At 69.1% G+C, this 24,104-nt stretch carries 25 protein-coding genes and 2 pseudogenes; 9 read left to right on the forward strand and 18 right to left on the reverse strand.

Annotated features, from left to right (window positions below; all coding sequences use genetic code 11):
• Positions 1 to 141: 141 nt before the first annotated feature.
• Positions 142 to 1,425, reverse strand: a complete 1,284-nt coding sequence (locus CCL05_RS08285; RefSeq protein ID WP_086559840.1) for an acetyl-CoA C-acetyltransferase — start codon at positions 1,423 to 1,425, stop codon at positions 142 to 144.
• A 94-nt stretch (positions 1,426 to 1,519) separates the two neighbouring features.
• Here CCL05_RS08285 and CCL05_RS08290 point away from each other — a divergent pair, with 94 nt between their 5' ends.
• Positions 1,520 to 2,857: a 3-oxoacyl-ACP reductase gene (locus CCL05_RS08290; protein ID WP_086559841.1), complete on the forward strand. Its 1,338-nt coding sequence runs from the start codon at positions 1,520 to 1,522 to the stop codon at positions 2,855 to 2,857.
• A complete protein-coding gene (locus tag CCL05_RS08295; RefSeq protein WP_086559842.1) occupies positions 2,857 to 3,828 on the forward strand; it encodes a MaoC/PaaZ C-terminal domain-containing protein in 972 nt (323 codons plus the stop codon). Before CCL05_RS08290 ends, CCL05_RS08295 begins: the two co-directional genes overlap by 1 nt.
• Here CCL05_RS08295 and CCL05_RS08300 read toward each other — a convergent pair.
• The 9 genes from CCL05_RS08300 to CCL05_RS08335 form a co-directional block, all read right to left on the reverse strand.
• Complete coding sequence (locus CCL05_RS08300) at positions 3,816 to 4,505, reverse strand: TetR/AcrR family transcriptional regulator (RefSeq protein WP_086559843.1); 690 nt, start codon at positions 4,503 to 4,505, stop codon at positions 3,816 to 3,818. The genes CCL05_RS08295 and CCL05_RS08300 overlap by 13 nt on opposite strands.
• 77 nt (positions 4,506 to 4,582) lie before the next feature.
• Positions 4,583 to 5,884, reverse strand: coding sequence for a dicarboxylate/amino acid:cation symporter (locus tag CCL05_RS08305; RefSeq protein ID WP_086559844.1), 1,302 nt, complete (start codon positions 5,882 to 5,884; stop codon positions 4,583 to 4,585).
• Between the two features lie 63 nt (positions 5,885 to 5,947).
• On the reverse strand, positions 5,948 to 6,049 hold the full coding sequence (locus CCL05_RS47245; RefSeq protein ID WP_425275900.1) for a putative leader peptide: 102 nt from the start codon (positions 6,047 to 6,049) through the stop codon (positions 5,948 to 5,950).
• A gap of 141 nt (positions 6,050 to 6,190) precedes the next feature.
• Positions 6,191 to 6,490, reverse strand: coding sequence for a DUF4229 domain-containing protein (locus CCL05_RS08310; protein WP_086559845.1), 300 nt, complete (start codon positions 6,488 to 6,490; stop codon positions 6,191 to 6,193).
• A 107-nt stretch (positions 6,491 to 6,597) separates the two neighbouring features.
• Entirely contained in the window at positions 6,598 to 7,122 is a 525-nt protein-coding gene (locus tag CCL05_RS08315; protein WP_086559846.1) for a GNAT family N-acetyltransferase, read from the reverse strand.
• A gap of 16 nt (positions 7,123 to 7,138) precedes the next feature.
• Complete coding sequence (locus CCL05_RS08320; RefSeq protein WP_086559863.1) at positions 7,139 to 7,789, reverse strand: UdgX family uracil-DNA binding protein; 651 nt, start codon at positions 7,787 to 7,789, stop codon at positions 7,139 to 7,141.
• A 97-nt stretch (positions 7,790 to 7,886) separates the two neighbouring features.
• Positions 7,887 to 9,050: an aminofutalosine synthase MqnE gene (mqnE, locus tag CCL05_RS08325; protein WP_086559847.1), complete on the reverse strand. Its 1,164-nt coding sequence runs from the start codon at positions 9,048 to 9,050 to the stop codon at positions 7,887 to 7,889.
• Positions 9,051 to 9,088: 38 nt separating this feature from the next.
• Positions 9,089 to 9,544: an Lrp/AsnC family transcriptional regulator gene (locus tag CCL05_RS08330; RefSeq protein WP_020270479.1), complete on the reverse strand. Its 456-nt coding sequence runs from the start codon at positions 9,542 to 9,544 to the stop codon at positions 9,089 to 9,091.
• Between the two features lie 79 nt (positions 9,545 to 9,623).
• The gene (locus CCL05_RS08335; protein WP_086559848.1) at positions 9,624 to 10,310 is read right to left on the reverse strand and encodes a UbiX family flavin prenyltransferase; all 687 of its coding nucleotides are present in this window, start codon (positions 10,308 to 10,310) and stop codon (positions 9,624 to 9,626) included.
• 90 nt (positions 10,311 to 10,400) lie between these two features.
• On the opposite strand from CCL05_RS08335, the gene CCL05_RS08340 reads away from it, so the two are divergent.
• The gene (locus tag CCL05_RS08340) at positions 10,401 to 11,006 is read left to right on the forward strand and encodes a rhomboid family intramembrane serine protease (RefSeq protein ID WP_086559849.1); all 606 of its coding nucleotides are present in this window, start codon (positions 10,401 to 10,403) and stop codon (positions 11,004 to 11,006) included.
• Here the strand turns inward: CCL05_RS08340 and mqnP are convergent.
• On the reverse strand, positions 10,996 to 11,898 hold the full coding sequence (gene mqnP, locus CCL05_RS08345) for a menaquinone biosynthesis prenyltransferase MqnP (protein WP_086559850.1): 903 nt from the start codon (positions 11,896 to 11,898) through the stop codon (positions 10,996 to 10,998). The two genes, CCL05_RS08340 and mqnP, sit on opposite strands and share 11 nt — an antisense overlap.
• Positions 11,895 to 13,346 carry a menaquinone biosynthesis decarboxylase gene (locus tag CCL05_RS08350; RefSeq protein ID WP_086559851.1) on the reverse strand — a complete coding sequence of 484 codons (1,452 nt, stop codon included), beginning with the start codon at positions 13,344 to 13,346 and terminating at the stop codon, positions 11,895 to 11,897. Before CCL05_RS08350 ends, mqnP begins: the two co-directional genes overlap by 4 nt.
• Positions 13,347 to 13,414: 68 nt before the next feature.
• On the opposite strand from CCL05_RS08350, the gene CCL05_RS08355 reads away from it, so the two are divergent.
• Together CCL05_RS08355 and CCL05_RS08360 are read left to right on the forward strand one after the other, a co-directional pair.
• Positions 13,415 to 13,714 (forward strand): PLD nuclease N-terminal domain-containing protein, encoded by a 300-nt coding sequence (locus CCL05_RS08355; RefSeq protein ID WP_086559852.1) that lies wholly within the window; start codon positions 13,415 to 13,417, stop codon positions 13,712 to 13,714.
• Positions 13,715 to 13,747: 33 nt separating this feature from the next.
• Entirely contained in the window at positions 13,748 to 14,332 is a 585-nt protein-coding gene (locus tag CCL05_RS08360) for an SMI1/KNR4 family protein (protein WP_086559853.1), read from the forward strand.
• Positions 14,333 to 14,396: 64 nt separating this feature from the next.
• On the opposite strand, the gene CCL05_RS08365 is transcribed toward CCL05_RS08360, so the two are convergent.
• The 4 genes from CCL05_RS08365 to CCL05_RS08380 are packed head-to-tail and all read right to left on the reverse strand — an operon-like array spanning position 14,397 to position 20,896.
• Positions 14,397 to 18,839: a golvesin C-terminal-like domain-containing protein gene (locus CCL05_RS08365; RefSeq protein ID WP_086559854.1), complete on the reverse strand. Its 4,443-nt coding sequence runs from the start codon at positions 18,837 to 18,839 to the stop codon at positions 14,397 to 14,399.
• Positions 18,840 to 18,885: 46 nt separating this feature from the next.
• Entirely contained in the window at positions 18,886 to 19,356 is a 471-nt protein-coding gene (locus CCL05_RS08370) for a hypothetical protein (protein ID WP_086559855.1), read from the reverse strand.
• Positions 19,353 to 20,366, reverse strand: a complete 1,014-nt coding sequence (locus CCL05_RS08375) for a hypothetical protein (RefSeq protein ID WP_086559856.1) — start codon at positions 20,364 to 20,366, stop codon at positions 19,353 to 19,355. Before CCL05_RS08375 ends, CCL05_RS08370 begins: the two co-directional genes overlap by 4 nt.
• A gap of 14 nt (positions 20,367 to 20,380) precedes the next feature.
• Entirely contained in the window at positions 20,381 to 20,896 is a 516-nt protein-coding gene (locus CCL05_RS08380) for a hypothetical protein (protein WP_244204214.1), read from the reverse strand.
• 257 nt (positions 20,897 to 21,153) lie between these two features.
• Here CCL05_RS08380 and CCL05_RS08385 point away from each other — a divergent pair, with 257 nt between their 5' ends.
• Both CCL05_RS08385 and CCL05_RS08390 read left to right on the forward strand, forming a co-directional pair.
• Positions 21,154 to 21,735, forward strand: a complete 582-nt coding sequence (locus CCL05_RS08385; protein ID WP_208641418.1) for a DUF6232 family protein — start codon at positions 21,154 to 21,156, stop codon at positions 21,733 to 21,735.
• Positions 21,732 to 22,079 (forward strand): hypothetical protein, encoded by a 348-nt coding sequence (locus tag CCL05_RS08390; protein WP_086559858.1) that lies wholly within the window; start codon positions 21,732 to 21,734, stop codon positions 22,077 to 22,079. The genes CCL05_RS08385 and CCL05_RS08390 overlap by 4 nt, the downstream gene beginning before the upstream one ends.
• A gap of 10 nt (positions 22,080 to 22,089) precedes the next feature.
• Here CCL05_RS08390 and CCL05_RS46015 read toward each other — a convergent pair whose 3' ends face one another.
• Positions 22,090 to 22,203, reverse strand: a complete 114-nt coding sequence (locus CCL05_RS46015) for a DUF397 domain-containing protein (RefSeq protein WP_244204215.1) — start codon at positions 22,201 to 22,203, stop codon at positions 22,090 to 22,092.
• Positions 22,151 to 23,110 carry a helix-turn-helix domain-containing protein gene (locus tag CCL05_RS08400; protein ID WP_208641419.1) on the reverse strand — a complete coding sequence of 320 codons (960 nt, stop codon included), beginning with the start codon at positions 23,108 to 23,110 and terminating at the stop codon, positions 22,151 to 22,153. The genes CCL05_RS46015 and CCL05_RS08400 overlap by 53 nt, the downstream gene beginning before the upstream one ends.
• A gap of 105 nt (positions 23,111 to 23,215) precedes the next feature.
• Here CCL05_RS08400 and CCL05_RS46020 point away from each other — a divergent pair.
• Positions 23,216 to 23,578 (forward strand): annotated as a pseudogene (locus CCL05_RS46020) (hypothetical protein); the annotation flags it as partial.
• 24 nt (positions 23,579 to 23,602) lie between these two features.
• Positions 23,603 to 23,821: pseudogene (locus CCL05_RS47680) on the forward strand (DUF7848 domain-containing protein); the annotation flags it as partial.
• Positions 23,822 to 24,104 lie beyond the last annotated feature (283 nt).

Consider the following 24,104-nt stretch of genomic DNA (forward strand, 5'->3'; position numbering starts at 1 on the left):
GAAAGGGGTTACTGACGGTAGGAACGGGATCGTACGGGCCGCACGTGGCGGGTTTGTGCGGGTTCGGGGATGGTCCGGAGCCAGGCCTGTGCATTCTCGGGGGTTACGTGAGGGACCTTCAGGTTCGGTACGCAGCCGCCCTCAGGCCCGCTCCAGGATCGCCGTCACGCCCTGCCCGCCCGCCGCGCAGACGGAGATCAACCCGCGGGCGGGCGCGTCCCGTTCGGTGAGCAGCTTGGCCAGGGTCGCCACGATCCGGGCGCCGGTGGCGGCGAAGGGATGGCCGGTGGCGAGGGACGAGCCCGCGACGTTCAGCCGGGCGCGGTCCACCGTGCCCAGGCCCCGCTTCTCCCAGGCCGCGAGCGTCGCCAGCACCTGGGAGGCGAAGGCCTCGTGGATCTCCACCAGGTCGAAGTCGGCGAGGCCCAGTCCGGCCCGCTCCAGCATGCGCGGCACGGCGTACGCGGGTGCCATGAGCAGCCCGTCCTCACCGCCGGCGACGTCTCCGCCGACGAAGTCGACGGCCGCCGTCTCGTACGCGGTGAGATACGCCAGCGGCTCCAGGCCGCGTTCCCTCGCCCACTCCTCGCTCGCCAGCAGCACGGTCGCCGCGCCGTCCGTCAGCGGCGTGGAGTTCCCGGCCGTCATGGTCGGGTCGGGGCGGTCGAGGCCGAACACCGGCTTGAGGGCGGCGAGTTTCTCCACGGTCGAGCCGGGGCGCAGGTTCTGGTCGCGGGCCAGGCCCCGGAAGGGGATCACCAGGTCCTGGAAGAAGCCGCGTTCGTACGCCGTCGCCAGCCGCTGGTGACTGGCCGCCGCCAGTTCGTCCTGCGCCTCGCGGCCGATGCCCCAGGCGCGGGCCGTGACGGCGGCGTGTTCGCCCATGGACAGGCCGGTGCGCGGCTCGGCGTTGCGCGGGATGTCGGGGACGAGGTGGCCCGGGCGCACCTTCGCCAGGGCCTTCACGCGCCCGCTCAGCGACTTGGCGCGGCGTGCCTCCAGGAGGATGCGGCGCAGGGTGTCGTTGACACCCAGGGGCGCGTCGCTCGCCGTGTCGGCGCCGCCCGCGACCGCCGACTCGGTCTGGCCGAGGGCGATCTTGTTGGCGGCGGCGATGACGGCCTGGAGTCCGGTGCCGCAGGCCTGCTGGATGTCGTAGGCGGGGGTGGTGGGGTGCAGGCGCGAGCCGAGGACCGTCTCGCGGGCCAGGTTGAAGTCGCGGCTGTGCTTGAGGACCGCGCCGGCCACGAACTCGCCGACCGCGCCCGGCTCCTGGAGCCCGTACCGCTCGACCAGGCCGTCGAGGGCGGCGGTGAGCATCTCCTGGTTGGAGGCGGTGGCGTAGGGGCCGTCGGAGCGGGCGAACGGGATGCGCGCTCCGCCGACGACCGCCACACGCCGCACCGACATCTTCTGGAGGCTCATCTCGACCCGCTCCTCGCCTGTGACGTAGCCTTACCTGCGGTAACCTTACTCCAGAGTAAGCACATGTGAGCAGTCATCCGAGCTGGGAGTCGCCATGGCCGACCGCTATCTGAGCTTCACCGCCACCGCGCCCGGCCGCTTCCTCACCCGCCGGCTCGGCCTGCCCCAGCCCGCGGCGCTGACCCGCTGGTCCCCCGAGCGGCCCGCCCTCGACGGCGGGCTCCGCCACCTCACCGCCGCCCGGTCCGGACTCGACCTGGCGCCGGTCCTCGCCCGTACGGGGATCGGCCCGGCCGGCTCGGAGCGGGCGGCGGCCGTCGTCCTGGACGCGACCGGTGTACGGGACGTCGAGGGCCTGGCCGAGGTGCACGCGGCCCTGCATCCCGTCGTGCGGTCGGTCGCCGCGAGCGGGCGCGTGGTCCTGCTCGGCGCGCCGCTCGACCCCGCCGACCATCACCAGGCCGCCGCCCAGCAGGCCCTGGAGGGCTTCACACGCTCCCTGGGCAAGGAGATCGGCCGGGGCAGGACCGTGAACCTGGTCCGGCTCACGGACGCCTCGGCCGCCGAGTCCACGCTCCGGTTCCTGCTGTCGCCCAAGTCGGCGTACGTGAGCGGGCAGGTGATCGAGACCGGGGCGGGTGAGACGGGGCCGGGCGGGACCGCCCCGAACGACGAGCCCGCCACCCCCCTCGACTGGGACCGCCCCCTCGCCGGTCGCACCGCCCTGGTCACCGGCGCCGCGCGCGGCATCGGCGAAGCCGTCGCCGAGACGCTCGCCCGGGACGGGGCCCGGGTCGTCGTCCTCGACGTACCGCAGGCCGAGCAGGACGCCCGGCGCGTCGCCGACCGGCTCGGCGGCACCGCGCTGCTCCTCGACATCACGGCCGCCGACGCGGGCGCGCGGATCGCCGAGGCCCTGCCGGACGGTCTGGACCTGCTGATCCACAACGCGGGCATCACACGGGACCGGCGCCTGGTGAACATGCCCGCCGAGCGCTGGATCCCGGTGCTGGAGGTGAACCTGGCGAGCGTGCTGCGCACGACGGACGCGCTGCTGAAGGCCGGGACGCTGAACCGGGGCGGCCGGATCGTGGCGACCGCCTCGATCGCGGGGATCGCCGGCAACGCGGGCCAGACCAACTACGGGGCGAGCAAGGCGGGCATCGTCGGCCTGGTCCGCTCCCTCGCGCCGCGCGCGCTCGCCGAGCACGGCGTGACGGTCAACGCGGTCGCGCCGGGCTTCATCGAGACGAAGATGACGGCCGCCGTCCCGCTGTTCATCCGCGAGGCGGGCCGCCGCATGAACTCCCTCGCGCAGGGCGGCCTGCCGGCCGATGTCGCCGAGACCACCGCCTGGCTCGCGCACCCGGCCTCGGGCGCGGTCAACGGGCAGGTCGTCCGCGTATGCGGCCAGAGCCTGCTGGGGGCGTGATGGCCGACGCCTCTCTCGTCCTCACCGGGTCCCCCTCCCTCGCCCCGCTCCTCGCGCGCGGCGCCCTGCTGTCCCCCTTCAAACGCCCCGCCCCCGACGCGGAGTTCCCGCGCACCCGGCTGCTCCTGCCCGGCCTGCGCGTCGACCTCGCGCGGCTGGCGGCGTACGAACGGGTCTGCGGGTTCCCGACCGGTCAGGACGCGCTGCCGCTGACGTATCCGCACGTGCTGGGATTCCCCCTGGCCATGCGGCTGATGAGCGGCCGGGACTTCCCGCTGCCGCTGCTGGGCCTCGTCCACACGTCGATCACGATCACCCGGCACCGGGCGATGCCGGCCACCGGCGCACACGAACTCACGGTGTACGTGGAGGGGTTGGCGCCCCACCGGCGCGGCACGGAGGCAACGGTCGTCACCGAGGTGCGCGAGGACGGGGACGTCGTATGGGAGTCGAGGAGCACCTACCTCGCCCGGCACCGCACGCGAGGGCCCGCCGGTGAGCACCGGGAGGCGGCCGGGACACCCCGGGAGGCGACCGGTACACCCGGGGACGTGTCCCGGGCACCCCGGGAGGGGACCCGTCCGCCCAGGGGCGAGGCCGTGGCACCCCGGGACGAGGCCGGGACGCCCCGGGAGGAGATGCGGAAGCCGCTGCCGGCCGTCGCCGAGTGGCGGCTCGCCGGGGACGTCGGGCGGCGCTACGGGGCCGCCTCCGGCGACCGCAACCCGATCCACCTCCACCCGCTCACGGCCCGCCTGTTCGGCTTCCCCCGGGCCATCGCCCACGGCATGTGGACCGTCGCCCGCTGCCTCGCCGCGCACGGCACGCCGGACTCCTGCCACGTACGCGCGGAGTTCCGCGCGCCGGTCCTGCTGCCGGGGACGGTGACGTACGGGGCGCAGGACGGCCGGTTCGAACTCCGGGGCCGGGAGGACCGGATCCACCTGTCGGGGGACGTCTACTCCACCTGAGTCCCCGCCCGCTCCTCCACCTGCGTGCCCGCCCGCTCCTCCGGCGGTGACCAGGGCCGCCCCGCCATCAGATCGCCCAGGCCCGCCCAGGCGAAGTTCATCATCGTGGCCGCGGCCTGGCGGGCGGTGACGCCCGGGGTGGCGTTGGCCCAGGCGGCGAGCGACTCGGCGGCACCGACCAGGGCCTCGGCGAGGCCGGCGACCTCGCGTTCCGGGAGGTCGGGGTCGCGGTGTGCCTCGCGCGCGGCGGCGAGGATCAGCTGGGTCACGAACGCGACGATCTCCTCGCGCATCGCGGCGACCTCGGCGGCGAACGGCTCGCCGTGCGTACGGGCCTGGAGGTGCAGGACGGCCCAGGCGTCCGGGTTGCGCGCGGTGTGCGCGAAGAACGCGCCGAGCCCTTCCCAGAGTTGCCGGTCGGCGGGCAGATCGCGCCGGACACCGGCGCGCACGGCCTCGACGAGCGCCTTGGCCTCGCGGCGGATGCAGGCGGTGAAGAGGTCTTCCTTGGAGTTCAGGTACAGGTAGACCAACGGCTTGGACACGCCCGCGAGTTCGGCTATCTCGTCCATCGACGCGGCCATGTACCCGCGCTGTCCGAAGATCTGCACGGCGGCGTCCAGCATCTGCTGTTCACGGACCGCACGCGGCATCCGCTTGGTCTTCACGGCACCCATACCGCTTAGCGTACGGTCCCCCTGGCCGGCCCTCGCCCGGGAAACCGGAGGAGGACAGGCCAGGGGGCGTCGGTGCGTCAGGCCGCGGCGGGGACCTGTTCGTGCTGTGCCTCGCGCGGCTCGTCCAGGGAGGAGCCGTCGGCCGTGGCGTAGGCCGTGCGGTCGAGCAGGTTCTCGCGGGCGGAGACCAGGACCGGGATCAGGGCCTGACCGGCGACGTTGGTCGCGGTGCGGATCATGTCCAGGATCGGGTCGATCGCGAGGAGCAGGCCCACGCCCTCCATCGGCAGGCCGAGGGTGGAGAGGGTGAGGGTCAGCATGACCGTCGCGCCGGTGAGACCGGCGGTGGCGGCGGAGCCGACCACCGAGACGAACGCGATCAGCAGGTAGTCGCCGACGCCCAGCTGGATGTCGAAGATCTGGGCGACGAAGATCGCGGCGATGGCCGGGTAGATCGCGGCGCAGCCGTCCATCTTGGTCGTCGCGCCGAACGGCACGGCGAAGGAGGCGTACTCCTTCGGCACGCCGAGCCGCTCGGTGACCTTCTGGGTCAGCGGCATCGTGCCCACGGACGAGCGGGAGACGAAGGCCAGCTGGATCGCGGGCCAGGCGCCCTTGAAGAACTGGACCGGGTTGGCCTTGGCGACGGTCGCGAGCAGCGTCGGGTAGACGCCGAACAGCACGATCAGGCAGCCGACGTAGATGTCGGCGGTGAACGTCGCGTACTTGCCGATCAGGTCCCAGCCGTAGGTGGCGATGGCGTTGCCGATGAGGCCGACGGTGCCGAGCGGGGCGAGCCGGATGACCCACCACAGTGCCTTCTGCAGCAGTTCGAGCACGGACTCGCTGAGGGTGAGGATCGGCTGGGCCCTCTCGCCGAGCTGGAGGGCGGCGATACCGGCGACGGCGGCCATGAAGACGATCTGCAACACGTTCAGCTGGGTGAACGGCGTGATGACGTCGGTCGGCACGATGCCGGTCAGGAAGTCGATCCAGGAGCCGGTGTCCTCCGGCTTCGCACCGTCCTTGGGGGTGAGGCCGGTGCCGGCGCCCGGGTTGGTGACCAGGCCGATGACCAGGCCGATGCTCACCGCGATCAGCGACGTGGCCATGAACCACAGGAGGGTGCGCGAGGCCAGGCGGGCCGCGTTGTTGACCTTCCGCAGGTTGGTGATGGAGACCAGGATCGCGAAGAAGACGAGCGGGGCGACGGCGAGCTTCAGCAGGCCGATGAACGTGTCGCCGACCTTCTCCAGGGTGGTGACCAGCCAGGACAGGTCCTGGCTGCGGGCGAGCCAGCCGAGCAGCACGCCCAGGACGAGACCGGCGATGATCTGGGCCCAGAAGGGCACCTTGAAGGACTTCGTGTGTGAGGACACGGACGGGCTCCGTTGGGGGGACGCGTAGGGACTGACGTGGGAGACGGCGGGGGTTGCGTTACGTCAGGGACGGCAGATTGCGGACGCGCACCGACAGAGATCCACGTGCAGGCGCGCCACGAGCAAAAGGCTCGGGGCCATGGGGGGCGCGACTGCTGACTTCATGACATCGACCTTAACACCTGAACTTTGAGGACCCCAAAGCCTGGCTTTGACAGGCCAAAACGCGACCCCACCCACACATGACAAAGCGCCCCGTTTCCGAGCAAGTACGGAAACGGGGCGCTGTACGCCGGTGCGGGGCCCTTACGAGGTCTGCCCCTGCGCCCGGGACGACTCGTCGGCGCTGTCCTCCTGGTTGCGGTTGGCCTCCAGGTTGGCCTTCATCCGGTCCACCCGCTGCACGATCTGCACGGAGGCCCGGTCCCGCTCCTTGCGCAGCACGACGAAACTGATCGGCGCGGAGAGCAGCAGGGCGAGCATGACGATCCACAGGCCGTTGCTGGCGCCGAGACCGCGCGGGGCGAGGCCGGAGTAGACGAGGCCCCAGACGACCACGAGGCAGCCTGCGAAGATGCCGAGGCGCATCAGCGTGTAGCGGAGCATCTCAATCCACTCTTCCGGTTCGAACGGCCAGAACGCACCCAAAGGGGCACCGTCCAGTGAAGCACGCCGGGCGGCCGGTCTCGCAGGGGGGTGCGGGACCGCCGGGTTCAGGCCAGCGGCAGCAGCATGATGATGTCGTCCCGGTCGTCGCCGGGCGCCACCCGGATCGCGCCGGGGATGCGGCCGACCTCCTTGTAGCCGCAGGACTCGTAGAAGCGCTCCAGGCCGAGACCCCCACGGCAGGTGAGGCGGATCGCCTCGATGCCGGCGAGCCCCCGGGCGGCGTCGGCGGCCGCCGCCAGCAGATCACGCCCGTACCCCTTGCCCTGATGACGCGGATGCACCATCACCGTGTAGAGCCACAGCCAGTGCGTCATCAGGTGGTGCGTGTTGAGGGTGAGGAACGCGGTCGCCGCGACGCGCCCCTCCTCGTCGTGCCCGACGAGCAGCCTGACCTGCCCCTCCGCCATCGACGCGAAGTGCCGCGTCAGCCAGGGACGGACGTCCTCCGGCGTCACCGGCGGCACGAAGCCGACGGCACCGCCCGCGTTGGAGACGTCGGCCCACAGGTCGAGGATGCCGTCACGCAGGTCGGGCGTGACGGCAGGATCGAAGGTGAAGGTAAGGGGCATGCGCAGATTGTAGCTATTACGCCAGTACCTGCGCCGCCACTTTCAGGTCCGACAGCAGCCCCCGGTACGCCGCCTCCCGGTCGTCCGCCCGCAGCACCGACGACGGATGCACCGTCGGCACCAGCCGCTCCGGCCGGCCGTGGATCTCCTCCTCCAGCACCGTGCCCCGCACCTGCGTGACCCGGAAGGAGGACCCGAGCAGCGCCTTCCCGGCGGTGGCCCCGAGCACGACGATCAGCTCCGGCTCCACGACCGCGAGCTCGGCGGCCAGCCAGGGGCCGCACGCGGTCATCTCACGCAGGCTGGGCGCCTTGTGGATCCGGCGCTTGCGCGGCTCGGCCTGGGTGAACTTGAAGTGCTTGACCGCGTTGGTGACGTAGGCCTCGGAAGGGTCGATGCCCGCCTCCTCCAGGGCCCGGTCCAGAAGCCGCCCGGCGGGCCCGACGAAGGGCTTCCCCTGCCGGTCCTCCTGGTCCCCGGGCTGCTCCCCCACGAGCATGACGCGAGCGTCCTTGTTCCCGTCCCCGAACACGGTCTGGGTGGCGTCCCGGTGCAGGGGGCAACCATGACACTCGGCAGCGGCCCGCCGCAGAGCGGGCAACCCCCCGCGCTCAGGAACGAACGGTTCAGCGGTGTAGGCGTCCTCAGGCGCCTTTGTGCTAACCATGCCCTCCGGGTACCCCACCCAGGGGCGCGGGACCCTGTCGATATGCGGCTCCGCCGCGGGGCGCGACCAGCCCCCACAAACCCGCACCCGAAAACGGTCACACCCGCATCGGCTGCGGCGACTCCCGACGCTCCGGGTCGGGCCCGTCATACTCCCGAATGATCTCGTACCGCGTATTCCGCTCCACCGGCCGGAACCCCGCATCGCGAATGAGATCCAGCAGGTCCTCACGGGTCAGCTTGTTCGGCGTACCGAAGTTGTCCGCGTCATGCGTGATCTTGTACTCGACGACAGACCCGTCCATGTCATCCGCACCGTGCTGCAACGCCAACTGCGCGGTCTGCACCCCGTGCATGACCCAGAAGACCTTCACATGCGGCACGTTGTCGAACAGCAGCCGCGACACGGCGAAGGTCTTCAGCGCCTCCGCGCCCGTCGCCATCTGCGTCCGCGCCTGAAGGCGATTCCGCACCTTGCCGTCCTGCATGTCGACGAAGTCGTGCTGGTACCGCAGCGGAATGAAGACCTGGAAACCCCCGGTCTCGTCCTGCAGCTCACGCAGCCGCAGCACGTGATCCACCCGGTGCCGCGGCTCTTCGATGTGGCCGTACAGCATCGTGCAGGGGGTCTTCAGACCCTTCTCGTGCGCGAGCCGGTGGATCCGGGACCAGTCCTCCCAGTGGGTCCGGTGGTCCACGATGTGCTGCCGGACCTCCCAGTCGAAGATCTCCGCACCGCCGCCGGTCAGCGACTCCAGACCCGCGTCGATCAGCTCGTCCAGGATCTCGGACGCGCTCATCCCGGAGATGGTCTCGAAGTGGTGGATCTCGGTCGCCGTGAAGGCCTTCAGCGAGACGTGCGGCAGGGCGGCCTTCAACTCCCGCAGCGAGCGCGGGTAGTAGCGCCACGGCAGGTTCGGGTGCAGCCCGTTGACGATGTGCAGCTCGGTGAGGTTGTCGCCCTCCATCGCCTTGGCGAGCTTGACGGCCTCCTCGATGCGCATCGTGTACGCGTCCTTCTCCCCCGGCTTGCGCTGGAAGGAGCAGTACGCGCAGGAGGCCGTGCACACGTTGGTCATGTTGAGGTGACGGTTGACGTTGAAGTGCACGACGTCGCCGTTCTTGCGCGTACGCACCTCGTGCGCGAGGCCGCCGAGCCAGGCCAGGTCGTCCGACTCGTACAGCGCGATGCCGTCCTCACGGGTCAGCCGCTCACCGGAACGGACCTTCTCCTCCAGCTCGCGCTTGAGCCCGACATCCATGTGCACACCTTTCTCCGACAGCCCGACCAACCGTACGCCTACACCTCTTCGGGCAGCTCTCCGACCCGGTTCTCCCACTTGGTCGAGAGAACAATGGTCGTACGCGTCCGCGACACACCCTTCGTACCGCTCAGCCGCCGGATGATCTTCTCCAGGCCGTCCACGTTCTCCGCCCGCACCTTGAGCATGTACGAGTCGTCGCCCGCGATGAACCAGCAGTCCTCGATCTCCGAGAGGTCGCGCAGCCGCTGGGCCACGTCCTCGTGGTCCGTGGCGTCGGAGAGCGAGATGCCGATGAGGGCGGTGACGCCGAGGCCGAGCGACGCGGCGTCGACGGTGGCCCGGTAGCCGGTGATGACACCGGCCGCCTCCAGCCGGTTGATGCGGTCGGTGACGCTGGGTCCCGACAGCCCGACGAGGCGTCCCAGCTCCGCGTAGGAGGCCCGGCCGTTCTCCCTCAGGGCCTGGATGAGCTGCCTGTCCACCGCGTCCATTGCGATCGAAGCCTTCCGCTGAAGTTGTCCGAAAAGTCTGTGGTTGTGATGACGTACAGATGCCGTGCAGGGATGTGGCTCACTCGGCGCGGTCTGCTCCGCCGCCGAGCTCACCATGCCAACGGCGGTAGAGCCGGTGCGGCACGCCCGCCGCGTCGAGTACGCGTCCGGCGACGAAGTCCACCAGGTCCTGGATGTGCGTCGCGCCCGCGTAGAAGCCGGGTGAGGCGGGCACGACGGTCGCGCCCGCGTCGTCGAGGGTGACCAGGTGCCGCAGGGTCTGGCCGTTCAGCGGGGTCTCGCGTACGGCCACGACCAGGGGGCGGCGCTCCTTCAGGGTCACGCTCGCCGCCCGCTGCAACAGGTCCTTCGACAGCCCGAGCGCGACTCCGGCCACGCTCGCGGTCGAGGCGGGCACGATCAGCATGCCCTTGGTGGGGTACGACCCCGAGGAGGGCCCGGCGGCCAGGTCGCCGGCGCTCCAGTGCCGTACGGCGCCGATGTCCACGGAGAACGTGCCGGGCTTGCCGTCGGCGCCCCGGGACAGCCATTCCCGCAGGTCGTCCTGCCAGTGGGCGTCCCGGAAGGAGAGCCCGGTCTCGTCGAGCAGGGTGAGGCGGGAGGCCCGGGACACCACGAGGTCGACGCTTTCGCCGGCGGCGAGGAGCGCCCGCAGCACGGCAGCGGCATACGGGGTGCCGGAGGCGCCGGACACCCCTACGATCCAAGGCGTACGCGGTGTCTCGCCTGGCTTGACTGGGTTCACAACACCGAGCCTATCCGGCGTCGCAGGGCGGGAACCGGCCAAGGGGGGCGGGGCGTTCCCCGGAGGGACGAGCGAGCACTGGGGGCCGCCATGTCGAGTGCCGGAGCGGGATCGTCACGGGGCGACCGTGCGAGGGCCGCGGCCAAGCTGATGCTGGCCTGGGTGGCGCTGTTGTGGCTGCTGGAAGTGGTGGACGTGCTGAGCGGGCACGCGCTGGACGGCCTCGGCGTCACGCCGCGCACGCCGTCCGAGCTGGTCGACGTCGTCCCGTCGGCGTTCATCCACTTCGGCTTCGCCCATCTGGCCGCGAACACGGTGCCGCTGCTGGTCCTCGGCTTCCTCGCCGCGCTGGCGGGCCTGCGGCGTTTCCTGCTGGTCTGCGCGCTGATCGTGCTCGTCGACGGCCTGGGTGTCTGGCTCATAGCCCCGGCGCACACCAACACGGCGGGCGCCTCCGGCCTGATCTTCGGCCTCTTCGGCTTCCTCCTGGTCAGCGGCTTCGTCGAGCGCCGCCCCTGGGGCATCCTGGCCGGCCTCCTGATCGCCGCGATCTGGGGCGGCTCGATCCTCTCGGGCCTGGCCCCCACCCAGACGGGCATCAGCTGGCAGGGCCACCTCCTGGGCCTGCTGGCGGGGGTGGCGGCGGCGTTCCTGCTCCGCCGCCCGCGGGCCACGCCGTCGGCACTCACACAGTGAGGCCGCGCACCAGCAGGTCCAGCAGCGCGCACACGAACAGGGCAATGCCGATGAAGCCGTTGACGCTGAAGAACGCGCGGTTCACTCGGGACAGGTCGTGGGGGCGGACGATGGTGTGTTCGTAGAGGAACGCGGCGGCGACGATCAGGAGGCCCAGCCAGAAGAAGGCGCCGGCGTCGGTGGCGAGGGCGTACCAGACGAACAGGGCCGTCGTGAGGGTGTGGCAGACCCGGGCGCCCCAGATCGCCGCCGGAATGCCGAAGCGGGCCGGGACGGACATGACGCCGATCTCACGGTCGGTCTCGACGTCCTGGCAGGCGTAGATCAGGTCGAAGCCGCCGATCCAGATGCCGACGGCGAGACCGAGGAGCACCGCGTCCCAGGACCAGGAGCCCGTGATGGCCAGCCAGCCGCCGACCGGGCCCATCGACTGCGCGAGGCCCAGGATGGCCTGCGGGAAGTTCGTGAACCGCTTGCCGTAGGGGTAGACCACCATCGGGATCACCGCGATGGGGGCCAGGGCCAGGCACAGCGGGTTGAGCAGGGCCGCCGCGCCGAGGAAGACGACGAGGGCGATCAGCGCCCCGGTCCAGGCGTGCCGGACCGACATCGCGCCCGTCACCAGCTCGCGGTGCGCGGTGCGCGGGTTACGGGCGTCGATCTCGCGGTCGATGATCCGGTTGACCGCCATCGCGAAGGTCCGCAGGCCGACCATGCAGATGGTGACCAGCAGCAGCCGGCCCCAGTGGACGTTCTTGTCCCACTGGTACATCGCGGTCAGGGCGGCGATGTAGGCGAAGGGCAGCGCGAAGACCGAGTGCTCGATCATCACCAGCCGGAGGAACGCCTTCGTGCGTCCCGGCTGCGGGATCGCGGCGGAAGCGGAAGTCACAGGCCGTACTCCTTCCAGCGGCGGTCCACCTTCGCCGCCGTCTCCGGATCGGACTCCACCATGTCGGGCCAGCCGCCGTCACGCGTGTAGCCCTCCTCGGGCCACTTCCTCGTCGCGTCGATTCCGGCCTTGCCGCCCCAGAACTGCTGGTAGGAGGCGTGGTCGAGGTGGTCGACCGGCCCCTCGACGATGCTCAGGTCGCGGGCGTAGTCCGTGTTGCCGAGCGCCCGCCAGGCGACCTCGTGCAGGTCGTGGACGTCGCAGTCGGAGTCGACGACCACGATCAGCTTGGTCAGCGACATCATGTGCGCGCCCCAGACGGCATGCATGACCTTCTGCGCGTGCTTCGGGTACTTCTTGTCGATCGAGACGATCGCGCAGTTGTGGAAGCCGCCCGCCTCCGGCAGGTGGTAGTCCACGATGTCCGGCACGATGATCTTCAGCAGTGGCAGGAAGAAGCGTTCCGTCGCACGACCGAGGGGTCCGTCCTCCGTCGGGGGCCTGCCCACGACGATCGACTGGAGCAGGGGCCGCTTCCGCATCGTCACGCAGTCGATCTTGAGGGCGGGGAAGGGTTCCTGCGGCGTGTAGAAGCCGGTGTGGTCGCCGAAGGGTCCCTCGGGCAGCATCTCGCCCGGCTCCAGCCAGCCCTCGATGACGACCTCCGCCTGCGCCGGCACCTGGAGCGGCACGGTCTTGCAGTCGACCATCTCGATCCGCTTGCCCGCGAGGAACCCGGCGAACAGGTACTCGTCGATGTCCCCGGGCAGCGGGGCCGTGGAGGCGTACGTGACGGCGGGCGGGCACCCGAAGGCGATCGCGACCGGCAGCCGCTCCCCGCGCCGGGCCGCCACCTGGTAGTGGTTCCGGCTGTCCTTGTGGATCTGCCAGTGCATGCCGATCGTGCGCCGGTCGTGGCGCTGGAGGCGGTACAGCCCGAGGTTGCGGATGCCCGTCTCCGGGTCCTTGGTGTGGGTGAGCCCCAGGTTGAAGAAGGAGCCGCCGTCCTTCGGCCAGGTGAACAGAGCGGGGAGCTGGTCCAGGTCGACGTCGTCCCCGGTCAGGACGACCTCCTGCACCGGGCCGTCCTTCACCTTCTTCGGCGGTACGTGCGTCATCGCGCCGAGCTTCCCGAAGGCCTCGCGCACGCCGACGAACCCGTGCGGCAGCTCGGGCTTCAGCAGTCCGCCGATCCGCTCCGAGATCTCGCCGTACGACTTCAGGCCCAGCGCCTTCAGCAGGCGCCGGTCCGTGCCGTACACGTTCATCGCGAGCGGCATGCGCGACCCGCGTACGTTCTCGAAGAGCAGGGCGGGACCGCCGGCCTTCTGCACCCGGTCGACGATCTCCCCGACCTCCAGATACGGGTCGACCTCGGCCTTGATGCGCTTGAGGTCGCCCTCGCGCTCCAGAGCCCTGAGCAGGGAGCGAAGATCGTCGTAAGCCATGCGGTCCAGTATCCCCGAGCGGCTACCCTGGCCCTGAACCGCCCACCCGCTTTGCTGAGAGGCCGCGCATGCTCCGGGTACTGATGTTCCTCGTGCCGCTGGCGCTGAGCGTGTACGCGTTCATCGACTGCATCAGCACGAAGGACGACGAGATCCGGCACATGCCCAAGCCGTTGTGGGCGATCCTCGTGCTGCTGTTCCCGCTCGTCGGCTCGATCTCCTGGCTGATCGCCGGCAAGAAGCGGGGTGCCGCGGCGGGGGGCCGTCCGCGGCCCCGGCAGTGGGTGGCGCCCGACGACAACCCCGACTTCCTGAAGTCCCTCGACGAGGAGAAGCGGGACGACGATCCCAGGCGGGACGAGCCCTGAGGGTCGCCGACGTCCAGTGAGGATCCACCAAGGATGGACAGCATGCGGGAACCGTGGCGCCGATTTGAACAGTGGCTTCGGCAGAACGCGCCCGGGGATTATTCCACGCTCCGCCCAGGAGCGTCGGACGTCGCTATCTCCAGGCTGGAGAGCGGAGTTGGTTTCCCGCTCCACGGTGACCTGAAGTCGCTTCTCTCGGAACACGACGGTGTCACGCCGCGCAGATCCAGCATGGCGCCCGGCGCCTTTCTTCTCGGGTACAGCCTTCTGGATACCGAAGGAATCCTGGAATGGCATCAGAACCTTTCCTCCATGGCGCACGAAGCGGTCGAGGAAGGCTACGAGGAAGAAGTGGTCGGGCGCACCGCACACACCCGGTGGGTTCCCTTCGCTCAGGCCCTCACCGGTGATCTGCTGTTCGTCGACCACCGTACGGACCACTACGGAGAGGTCGGCGAGATCTCGTTCGGCGATCCCGAGTACCTGCGGCTCTGGCCGTCCATGACTCTGATGCTGACCGACCTGTGCGAAGCGGTGGAGGCATCGCTGCGGCTGCCGACCGCGCGCCGTCGCCCGTCGGTCCATGAAGGGCGCATGCTGGAGTGGGTCACGGGCTGACCCGCGAAACGAAGCGTCCTGCCGGATCGTGATCCGGCAGGACGCTTCGCTGTGGGACCCGCTGTCAGGAGATGTTGCAGACCGACTTGATGTCGCAGTACTCGAACCCGGTCTGGACGAAGTACGCGTCATTGTCGAGCAGGCGGATCTCGGACGTGAACCGCCCGAGGTCGCCACCGGCATCCGTGTTCTGCCTGGCCGGGACCGCGGCACGACCGCAGATCTCGTTCCATGTCGGATACGGGTAGTTGTTGTCGAGCTCCAGCATCCAGCTGCCGTTCGACTGCTTGTCCGCGTAGAACTGCGCGCAGTACTTGCCCGAGGTCAGCGTCATCCCGCCGCTCTCACGGGATTTCGCGAACGGGTACTCGTCGCAGCTGGTGCCGTCCGCGTTCGGGTGGGGGTTCCACTCCGCGACCGCGAGCATGCACATCTTGTCCCGGTTGTCCTTGGCCTTCGCCTCGTCCGCCAGGCGGTGCAGCGGCTTGTTGTGCTGCTCGCTACCGGGGTGGGAGGCGAGCTTCTCCATGATCACCCAGTAGTACGCGGCAGCGGCCGGGTACTTCTTCGTGTTCAGTTGAAGCGTCGGGGTGTAGTCGGGGAACACGCATCCGGTGTTGCCGCCCACCTTGTTGTCGCAGCGGACATCGAAGGCCCTGTTGCTCCACTTCGGGACGGCCTGGACTCCGGCGCTGGGTGTGGACCAGGTGGTGTCCCAGGTGAAGTCCAGCTTCGCTTCGCCTCCCGTGGTCTTGTTCCAGGTGTAGGTGTTGGTCCGGGTGGCGACGTGTGTGTCACCGCGGGTCCAGGTGGTGCTGCCGGTCCAGGGGCCGGTGCTTTCGGTGCAGTCGGTGGTGGGCCAGCACTCCTCCGCGAACGACGTGAGCGTGGTGGAGGGAAGATCCGTCATGTTGACCAGAGACAGCTCGGTCCACGTGGTGAACTGGTTGGACTTGGGGTCGAGGTTGATCTCCTGGATGACCTTCATCGTCGCGGTGCCGACGGGGACGCCGTCGCGTGTCGCGGTCAGCGGAAGCAGACCGCGCAGACATCCTTGCGTCCTGGTCTGCATGGCCGCGCCATTGACGTTCGAGCACCATCCGACGGGACCCGCGGTCGCTGCCGCAGTGGCGCTCATGGGCGTTTTCGAGGACTTGGCCTTCTTCTCGTCCAACGGGACGTAGGAGCCGCACCAGCTGATCCCGTCGCGACCGGTCGCGCATGTCTGCTTCCCCGGCTCGGCGGCCGCCGAAGCCTTCAGAGTGGCGCCCGCCGGGACTTCCTTGGCGTCCTGAGCGGCCACGAAGTCGACGTCGGGCGCGTTCGGGTCCGCCTCGGGGAAGATGATGTCGTTCAGATCGTCGTAGTCCCCGGGCACGAACGCGATGGCGTCGAAGGCGATGTCCTTGGTGCCGTCGCCACCGTTGAAGTTGTCCAGGCTGACTTCCGGCACGTTGTCGTTGAACCGGTAGGCGCCCAGGTCGACCCATTTGTTGGACTGGTTGGCGTCCTGGGAGATCGCCTTGACGGTGGTGCCGTGTGCGTGCTTGATGCGGTACTCGGCCTTGGAGGTCTGCGCCCCGTGGTCGGGGATGTGCGCGTAGACCTTGGCCTGGCCGCTGTACTCGGTGATCTTCTGGCCGAGCTTCCAGGTGCCGGTGACCTTCATCCGGTCGCCGGGCGCCGGGAAGGATTCGGGAGAGCGGGTGTGGGTGAACCAGAAGTGGTTGCCGTAGGCCGCGCCGATCTGGTGGGTGTCGATCTTCCCCGGGTAGGTGGTGATCGTCTGGCCGGTTTCGGCATCGATGATGTCGCTGGGCTGATAGGTGAGTGTGAACGTGCCGTCGGACTTCACCGCTCCGCAGCCGCGTGAAGCGGATCCTGCCGGCGTGGTGCCGTTGGGCACGTCGTCGACGATCAGGGCGTTCGAGGGCAGGCCGCTGCTGCAGCGCGGCGGGTAGGAGTTGGCGTCCGGCTGTTCCGGGTACGACGTGTTGAAGCGGTGGACCTGGTGGCCGCACTCGGCCAGCCGGTCGCACTCCTTCCACTGGGCCGACTTGTCCCACCAGCAGTGCAGCCAGTGCGCATTGGTGTCGGAGTCGCCCGCGTCGAGCTTGCAGGCGCCCATGCCGGGGTCGTTGGAGTCACTGTCGCTGATCTTGGACGGGTCGCAGTCGTTGGACGCGTCGCAGAACGTGTCGATCGGCGGCTTGACGGTGCTGCGGTAGGCGTTGCTGTTCCACCAGGCGGCCAGGTAGCCCGGCTTGAAGTCGCCGGGAGCGAACATCGCCGAGATCGGGCGGGCGGCCCAGCCGAGGACCTTCTCCTCATAGGGCCAGTCCTGCGGGTGCGCGGCATGGCTGTAATCGTCCTTGGACGGGTCGGCGGCGCTTTGCAGGAAGGGGATCCGGTTGGCCTTCCACAACGGGTTGGCCGGGTTGTTGGTCCAGCCCAGTCCCTTGTGCCCGGCGGAGTCCGCCGTCTCGTAGAAGCCGGAGTTGTAGGCCCACAGGGCGAAGAACCAGTTCTCGATCCACTGCGGATGGCCGTCGTTGACCTTCATGCCGGCCCGGTAGGTCTGGTTCCACTTGTCGGAGAGGATCTGCACGCCGTAGGCGATGTTGGCGGTGTAGTCCAGCGCGACGGCATCCTGGGTGAGCGGGGACAGGGCCGTCTCGCCCTTCTTCTCCTTGCCGGCCAGTCGCATGCCGTCGGTGGCCTGGGTGATGCCGTAACCGCAGTCGGCCTCGGAGAAGTTGATGCGCCACGGGTCGGCCTGGGTACCGTCGGCGGTGTACTGGGTGCCGTAGTAGTTGCCGATGAGGCTGTTGGCGGTGACACCGGGGACGGCGAACCGGGTGGCCTGCCACATGTTGGATTCCTGCGCGGTGACGCCGAGCATCACCTGCGAGGGTATGTGCCAGCGGTCGGTGACGTCGGGGTCCTCGTTGTCGAGGGTGCCGTTGGGGTCGCCGGCCAGCAGGACCGGCGGGAACAGGCCCTGGGGCTGGTAGCCGCCCATGCCGGTGTTCTTCCAGTCCGGCGAGCGGTAGAAGTTCAGCTCGCCGACGACGGCCTGGTCCACGGCCCATTCCACCTGCCGGGGAGTGGGCTGGAACGCCTGCTTCTTGACGTCGTTGCGGGCGACCGCGCAGTAGCGTTCGTCGGTGCCCTCGCTCGGACCGGTCGGCGACGCCGCCAGAGCCTGGGTGCGCAGCGTCTGCGCGGACAGGCCCTCGCCGTCACCGCTGACCGACGGCTTCGCGGAGGAGTCCTTCCCCGTCGGGACGCCCAGAGCCGGGGAGAGCCGGCTTCCGGCCTCCGCCCGCTCGGCGGACAGCCGGGGTGTGGCGTCGAGTTCGATGTGTTTGCCGGTGGCGACCACGTCCAGGGTGATCCGCGCATCGCGGACCTGCTTGCCGTCCTCGGGTGTGATCAGGCTGGTCTTGCCGTCCGCCCACGAGGTGGACACACCCGCGTGGCCCAGGCTCGACATGCGGGCACCCTTGGCGAGATGCCCCGGGTTCTTCACGGGTCCCGGCAGCGTGCCCGTGTTCTTGACCTTGCCCGTGAGGAACACCGTGCCGCCGGGGGTGGCGGACAGGTCCCAGTCGCTCAGCCGTCCTTCGGCCACCGTCCTCGGGGTGGTCTTCCTGCCCTTGACCTGGGCCGCGTCCAGGCGCTTGGCCCAGGACTTCGCCTTGGTCTTCTTCGAGTCGGTTCCCCGGTCGATGAAGGTCACGCCGCCGCCGCCGTCGGCCGCGATCTGGAAGGGCACATGCTTCGTCGCGGCGAGGACGGTTTCCTTCCGCCCGTTGATGCGGACGAGCCTGTTGCCGTGGCCGGCCACGATGCCGTGCGGGGTCGGGACAGCAGAGGTGACCTGACCGGGGAAGGCGACCGGCTTGGACTGTTTGCCGGTGGCCGCGTCGACAGTGATCAGACGGGTCTTCTGCTCCTCGTCCCCGTCGTGGCTCAGCTGGGTGAACACCGCGTCGTCCCCGGTGCCGCAGCCCGGGGAGAAGTAGGCCAGCGACGCGGTGAACGGCAGCTTGGTGACCTTGCCGCTGCCCAGGTCGACGACGGCGGTGAACGCGCCGCGCACCATCAGCTCGGGCCTGTTGGTGAACGTCCGGGGTGCGTAGGCGATGGCCGCGTACTTCCCGGACCCGGTCACGCACGCGTTACCGATCCAGGAGTCCGCGTCGAATCCGTCCTCACGCAAGGTGGCTACAGCGGTGAACTTGTAGCCGTCTTTCTCCTTGCCTGTCAGGACATGGAAACCGGTGCCGTCGCCGGACGTGGACAGGGCCACATCCTTGGAAGAAGAGTGGTTGTCACCCAGGACGGCGGCGCGGTCCTTCTTACCGACCTCGTGGGGCCTGCTCGTAGTTTTCGGCAGGCTCTTTCCGCCTTGCACGGCGTTGTCGGGGACCTCCGGTCCCTGAGCCTGAGCGGAGATGGACAGCGACGAGGCGAGAAGCGCAGTCGCTGCCGCTATCACCACCGCGCGTTGTCTTTGTCTTATACGCACAGTAGAGGTGTTCTCTCTTCTATTTTCGGTCGACGAGGGGGGTGAACTCATCCACGTAGATCTTCGGAACCTGCGGCACCGGGCCCATGTCTGCCGAGCCGATCACCGCATCGTCCCGTCCGCTCTTTCCGGGAGGGACATCCTGAAGCCAGAACCGGTTGTGCGCGGTCCAGCCCTTACCGTCCGCGATGCTGATCTGGACCGAGTACGTCGCTTTCCGCTCGTTGGTGTTGGCCACCTGGATCTCGGTACGCACACCGCTCTTTTCCGGCGTGGCACGTACGGTCAGGTCTCCGTACTCCAGGACACGCGTGCGGCCTTCGGAGTGCACCGAAGGCACAGGCGAGGGACGCGCTTGCGGACTGCTCTGCTCGGCGCTCGGAGTCGCCGGCCGCTGCGAGGCGGGGGCCTTGTCGGCGGCGTCGTTCGTGCACCCGGCGGCCAGCACACACGCCGCCATCAGCCACAGTGCTGCACCGGCGGCCTTCACTGGGTGGAAGCGGCCATCTGCTGGCGCGCGGCAGCGATTTCCTTGCCGTGCTGCTCCTTGATGAGGGTCAGGCGGCTCTTGTTGTCGGCGATCTGCTGCTCCTGGATCGCGGACTCCACGCCAGACCAGATCTTCACCAGGTCCGTCTGCTTCTTGCAGTCGATGTCGTCGACCGCCAGAGCGATGGACTCCTGCGTGGGCTCCTGGTCGTTGGTGACGCCCTGGTCCATCGCCTTGTACGGATCGGCAAGTCCCTTGTGTCCCTTGCCGTCCATGCACGCGGACCACGCGGCGATGGCCTTGACGACCTTGTCGTCCTTCATCGACTGCACCAGGCTGTCCCCGGCGAGCTGCGCCACGGTGATCGGGTCGGCCTCCTGCACGCCGAGCTGTTGCTTGGACCAGCCGATGCAGCCGCCCGTCTTCACCTTCTTGCCGTTGTACTCCGCCCGGGCGGGCTTCGTCCGGCCGGGGCCGGAGAACGCCGCTCCCGTCTTGACTCCCTCGGGGGCCTGGGGCAGTTCGGGCTTGGTGTGGCCGGTCAGGACCTCCACCTCGACACCGGACAGATCACGCATGGGCTGCTGGGTGTGCTCCCGCAGCGCCGGAGGGAGCTCGTAGCCGTACTTCTCGGCCTCGGCCCGGTCGGTGATGCCGTAACGGCGTTCGATGTTGGCGTCGTTGTCGCTGGGAGGCGGGTTGGCGCCCGCCTTCGGCAGGGTCAGGTCGATGCCGTAGTCCTTCATGCAGGACTGCTGGAGATCGTTGGCGGCCTGCTCGACGGTGACCTGGTCCTCGTAGGAGGCCATGTACGTCTCCAGCGGAAGGGTCAGATCCTTGACCAGACCACTGGTGGGGACCTTCTTGGGCCAGTGCTCCTTGTTCACGATCGGTCTGCCGTCAGCCGCGTTCTGCGCGGTGTCGGGAGTCGTGCCGGAGGAACAGGCACTGATCAGAAGAGCTGAAGCGGCCAGGGCTACTGCGGTGGCTGTCTGCTTGATGTGCTTCACGGGGGGCTTCCTTCTCAGGCGAAGTGCGAAGACGCGTTGTTGTTCTTCAGGGCGGAGATCAGGTCGGTGATGTTGCAGTCTCCGTAAGGGCCGTTCTTCGCGAAGTACTGAGACGTGCCGCCGTAGCCGGAGTTGAAGTACACGCGGTAGTTGTCGTCCCGGGCGCAGTTCTGCACGGACGCCGAATTGTTCTTCATGTACTGGCCGTTGCCATTACCGCCGTTGCCGAACACGTACCGGTAGGTCGACAGTGACGAACCCTGGTACTGGCTCGTACCCCAGTGGTCGGACACGTTGCCGTAGAACGTCGTGTACGCCGACTTGATGTAGCCGCCCTGGATGGCAATGTCCTTCGAGTTGTAGAACAGCCACAAGTCGCCGTACGAGCAGTTGATCCACGGAACGTCACAGTTGTCCGTGACGGTGAACTCCGCCGCATTCGCCGGACCGGCGGTCGCCATCACCGCCGCCACCGCCGCGAATGAGGTGGCACAGGCGGCCATCTTCGTCTTGAAGGGGATACCCCTCATCACATCTCCTCGATCGGTCACACATGCGAGGAGGATCTTCACACCAAGTAGATGTCATGACCATGAACGTTGCCTGATCGAGACCTGCTGAGCCCGGTGAAACGACTTGCTCTCGGGCAACGCATGGTCGTCAATGGTCTTCGGACAGTTACCGCTGTCACTCGGAACTCGCCGACTCCCAGGGGGACTTCATGGAAACAGGGCAGCCACCGGGGCAGTGGGACGTCCCACCCCCGCCCGCCACCCCGCCACGTGCCATGACGGACATCGAACTGCGCGTCAGCAAGCGGCTGTTATGGGTCGGCGCAGCGGCCTACCCCCTGCGGAACATCGCGCGGGTGTACACGTTCACCCTCCGCCCGAAGCGCAAGGAGGCGGTCTTCCGCTTCCTCGCACGCACCGGGATCATCCTGGCCGTGGCCATCGGCCTGTCGATCATCGGCGGCCTGATCTCCCTCGCGAACGAGGCCGGCGACAGCGGGATGTCCCCGTACGAAGGTGGTAGTTCGTCCAGCGGCGGTGGACTGATCATCTTCGTATGGATCTGCTCCGGTGCGGCGCTGATCTACTTCTTCGTCGACATGCTCTCCGTGGTCACGGCGCCGTCCCACTACGTCCTCGCCATCGAGACGGCCGGCCCGTCCACCGCCATGGTCACCAGCCGGACCCCGGAACACCTCGACCAGCTCGTGGGCTACGTGGCGGGCGCACTGGAGAACCCCGACACCGAGTTCCAGGTGACGGTGGAGCAGCTCACCATCAACTCGCCCACCAACTACCACTTCGGCGACAACGTGAACATGTACGGCGGCAGCGGGAACGTGGGGATCGCGGCATGAGCGGCAACAACTACTACTACGGCGACAACGTCAACATGCACGGCGGCAGCGGCAACACGGGCATCGTGAAGAACGGCGCGACCGGCGACTCGATGGATCCCACCCTGCGGCTGGCCATCGCCGAACTGCTTCAGGGCGTCCGGGAGTTGCGCGACCAGCTTCCGCAGCCCAGCGCGCAGCTCATCGACGACTCCCTGCCGGTGCTGTCGGCTGACGCCGCGCCTCCCGAGGAACGGCACCGTGCGCTGATGGCTGTCGCCGCGATCGCCGCGGCCGTCGGGGCCGTGGGCCAGCCGGTGGCGGAGGCGGCCAACCGGATCCTGCAGATGCTGGGCGGGCAGTAGTTCAGCGCCCTCAGCGCACGCCGGAGAGGAAAGCGGACCAGGCGGACCGGGTGACGAGCAGGACCGGTCCGTCAGGGCTTTTGCTGTCGCGGACGGGGACGGTGTCGGGGAAAACGGGGGCTATTTCCACGCAGTTGCCGGCGTCGTTGCCGCTGTAGCTGCTCTTGATCCAGGGGACTGCGCCGAGGTCGCGACTGTTCATGGTCCCGCCCATACCCTTCCATCGCCTCCCTGATCAAGGCGGCAGATTCCGGGGCAGACGGAGCGTCAGCCCTGAGCACATCATAGGCCTGGCTCTGTTGTGCGTAGGCGTGTGGATCATTGTTGAAGTAGCCGTGACTCAGCGACTCCGAGTAGACCCACTGCTCCCCGTTGGGCAACGTGATCAGCGACATGGCGCTGTTGGGGCGGACCAGGTCGAAGCGGCTGTCCGGGGCCACCTGGATGCGGATGTTGGGGCGCTGCCCGAGGCTCAGCAGGTGCGCGCACTGATCACGCATCACGACGGCATCACCCACAGGACGCAGACAGCTCTCGTCCAGCACGGCGACGTACATCGGGCCGTCCTCTGCCAGGAAGCGTTGCTGTCGACTCAGGCGAGCCCGCACCCGCTCTTCGAGTAGTTCGCCACTGGCCTTCTGGGAGAGCAACGCCCGTGCATAATCCGCTGTCTGCAACAAGCCCGGCATGACCATGCCCTGGTACTCGTACAGCTTGACTGCTTGGGCGTCCATCTCGGCCCGCCGCCGAAACCAATCCGGATGCTCCACCTGCGGATACCAGTCGATCCGCCCCCACAACCGCAGCAACACCCCACCCGTGCCAAGAAGTTCGTCGCACTTCTTGGCGAAACTCTCCTGGGGAACCCTCGTGCCCGCCTCCACCCGCGCCACGTGCGAGCGGTCGCACGGGATCTGCCTCGCCAAACCCTCCTGCGTGAGCAGCGCCGCCTCGCGGAAATGCCGCAGCACCTCTCCGAACACGGCCGCCGTGCTCGCCCCTGACTCCGCCCCGCCGTTCCGTCGGCTCACGGCATCCCCCTCCGTGACAGTGCACCGGTGTCACACGCCAAGCATTGAACCGGACTGTTCCCCTGCGCAACGCTCGGTACACCCAGAGTTACGGAGGTGCACGGAATGGAACCGGGAACGCTCGTCTACGACCCTGCGACGCGCAAGGTCGGCGAGTACCAGGACAGGACCGGCCCGTATGTGATGCTGCGCCCGGTCGGCGGCGGCCGGGAGTGGCAGGCGGACCCGGAGCGGATCCGGGTGGCGACACCGGAGGAACGGCTCAGCGCGGGCGTACGCGCGGCCAACGACCGTTCCAGGGACGGGCTGTCGGCCGATCCGAGCCGGCCACCCGTGCCCGTGCCGGGATGCGCGACGTGTGAGGAACTCGCCGTCCGCCGGGACAAGGCGCGGGCCGCGTTCGACGGGAGTGCCGTGACGGACGCGAACGTGCTCCTGCGCCAGCACCAGCGGCAGGAGCACGGCGGGGAACCGGCGGGGCGGCGGCTCTTCCGGTACGTGCCGTACTCGATCGTGCAGGACGCGTCGGCGCTGCCGGAGTACCAGGCGTACTGCGTCTCGGGAGAGGAGGAGGACTGCGGGGCAAGTTCGGGGCCGTGCCAGGCCCCGGCCGAGGTGGAGGAGTGGCAGCGCAGGCACACCCAGGAGACCCGGCACCTGCGCTACCGCCGCAGCTTCGCCGACTACGCGGTGCTGGAGAGGCAGGGCTGACGAGGGCGATCGAGAGCAACTGTCGGGGCCGCCCGCTTCTTTGCCAGTGTCGTGCTTCCACGGCCTGCGTCAAGGGCGCTTCGCGTCGCCTTCGGCGATCGGCCTGCGGCCGCCCCTTGACCCAGCCCGTTCCAGCACGGGAGAGAAGCGAGCGAGCGGCCCGGAAAGGCGGTGGCCAGGCAAGCCGTCCCCTCCGGCCGACTGCGAGGCCGCTCGGCGATGAGGGACGCGCTCCCGCCTCGCCAGCACGCCGGGTGGGATTGGCGGCGATCGGTGCGTGGGT

Origin of the sequence: Streptomyces africanus, from assembly GCF_002150735.1 — a bacterium.
Lineage (GTDB): Bacteria > Actinomycetota > Actinomycetes > Streptomycetales > Streptomycetaceae > Streptomyces > Streptomyces africanus.

Bases quoted from the DNA above. Each gene is read 5' to 3' on its own strand.
- mqnE (WP_086559847.1), bottom strand. From the start codon at position 9,050: ATGGATGTCGGGCTCAAGCGCGAGCTGGAGGAGAAGGTCCGTTCCGGT.
- CCL05_RS08290 (WP_086559841.1), top strand. From the start codon at position 1,520: ATGGCCGACCGCTATCTGAGCTTCACCGCCACCGCGCCCGGCCGCTTC.
- CCL05_RS47245 (WP_425275900.1), bottom strand. From the start codon at position 6,049: ATGAAGTCAGCAGTCGCGCCCCCCATGGCCCCGAGCCTTTTGCTCGTG.
- CCL05_RS08385 (WP_208641418.1), top strand. From the start codon at position 21,154: ATGACGGACATCGAACTGCGCGTCAGCAAGCGGCTGTTATGGGTCGGC.
- CCL05_RS08285 (WP_086559840.1), bottom strand. From the start codon at position 1,425: ATGAGCCTCCAGAAGATGTCGGTGCGGCGTGTGGCGGTCGTCGGCGGA.
- CCL05_RS08300 (WP_086559843.1), bottom strand. From the start codon at position 4,505: ATGGGTGCCGTGAAGACCAAGCGGATGCCGCGTGCGGTCCGTGAACAG.
- CCL05_RS08390 (WP_086559858.1), top strand. From the start codon at position 21,732: ATGAGCGGCAACAACTACTACTACGGCGACAACGTCAACATGCACGGC.
- CCL05_RS08310 (WP_086559845.1), bottom strand. From the start codon at position 6,490: ATGCTCCGCTACACGCTGATGCGCCTCGGCATCTTCGCAGGCTGCCTC.
- CCL05_RS08315 (WP_086559846.1), bottom strand. From the start codon at position 7,122: ATGCCCCTTACCTTCACCTTCGATCCTGCCGTCACGCCCGACCTGCGT.
- CCL05_RS08380 (WP_244204214.1), bottom strand. From the start codon at position 20,896: ATGAGGGGTATCCCCTTCAAGACGAAGATGGCCGCCTGTGCCACCTCA.
- CCL05_RS08330 (WP_020270479.1), bottom strand. From the start codon at position 9,544: ATGGACGCGGTGGACAGGCAGCTCATCCAGGCCCTGAGGGAGAACGGC.
- CCL05_RS08360 (WP_086559853.1), top strand. From the start codon at position 13,748: ATGGACAGCATGCGGGAACCGTGGCGCCGATTTGAACAGTGGCTTCGG.
- CCL05_RS08355 (WP_086559852.1), top strand. From the start codon at position 13,415: ATGCTCCGGGTACTGATGTTCCTCGTGCCGCTGGCGCTGAGCGTGTAC.
- CCL05_RS08320 (WP_086559863.1), bottom strand. From the start codon at position 7,789: ATGGTTAGCACAAAGGCGCCTGAGGACGCCTACACCGCTGAACCGTTC.
- CCL05_RS08350 (WP_086559851.1), bottom strand. From the start codon at position 13,346: ATGGCTTACGACGATCTTCGCTCCCTGCTCAGGGCTCTGGAGCGCGAG.
- CCL05_RS08295 (WP_086559842.1), top strand. From the start codon at position 2,857: ATGGCCGACGCCTCTCTCGTCCTCACCGGGTCCCCCTCCCTCGCCCCG.
- CCL05_RS08340 (WP_086559849.1), top strand. From the start codon at position 10,401: ATGTCGAGTGCCGGAGCGGGATCGTCACGGGGCGACCGTGCGAGGGCC.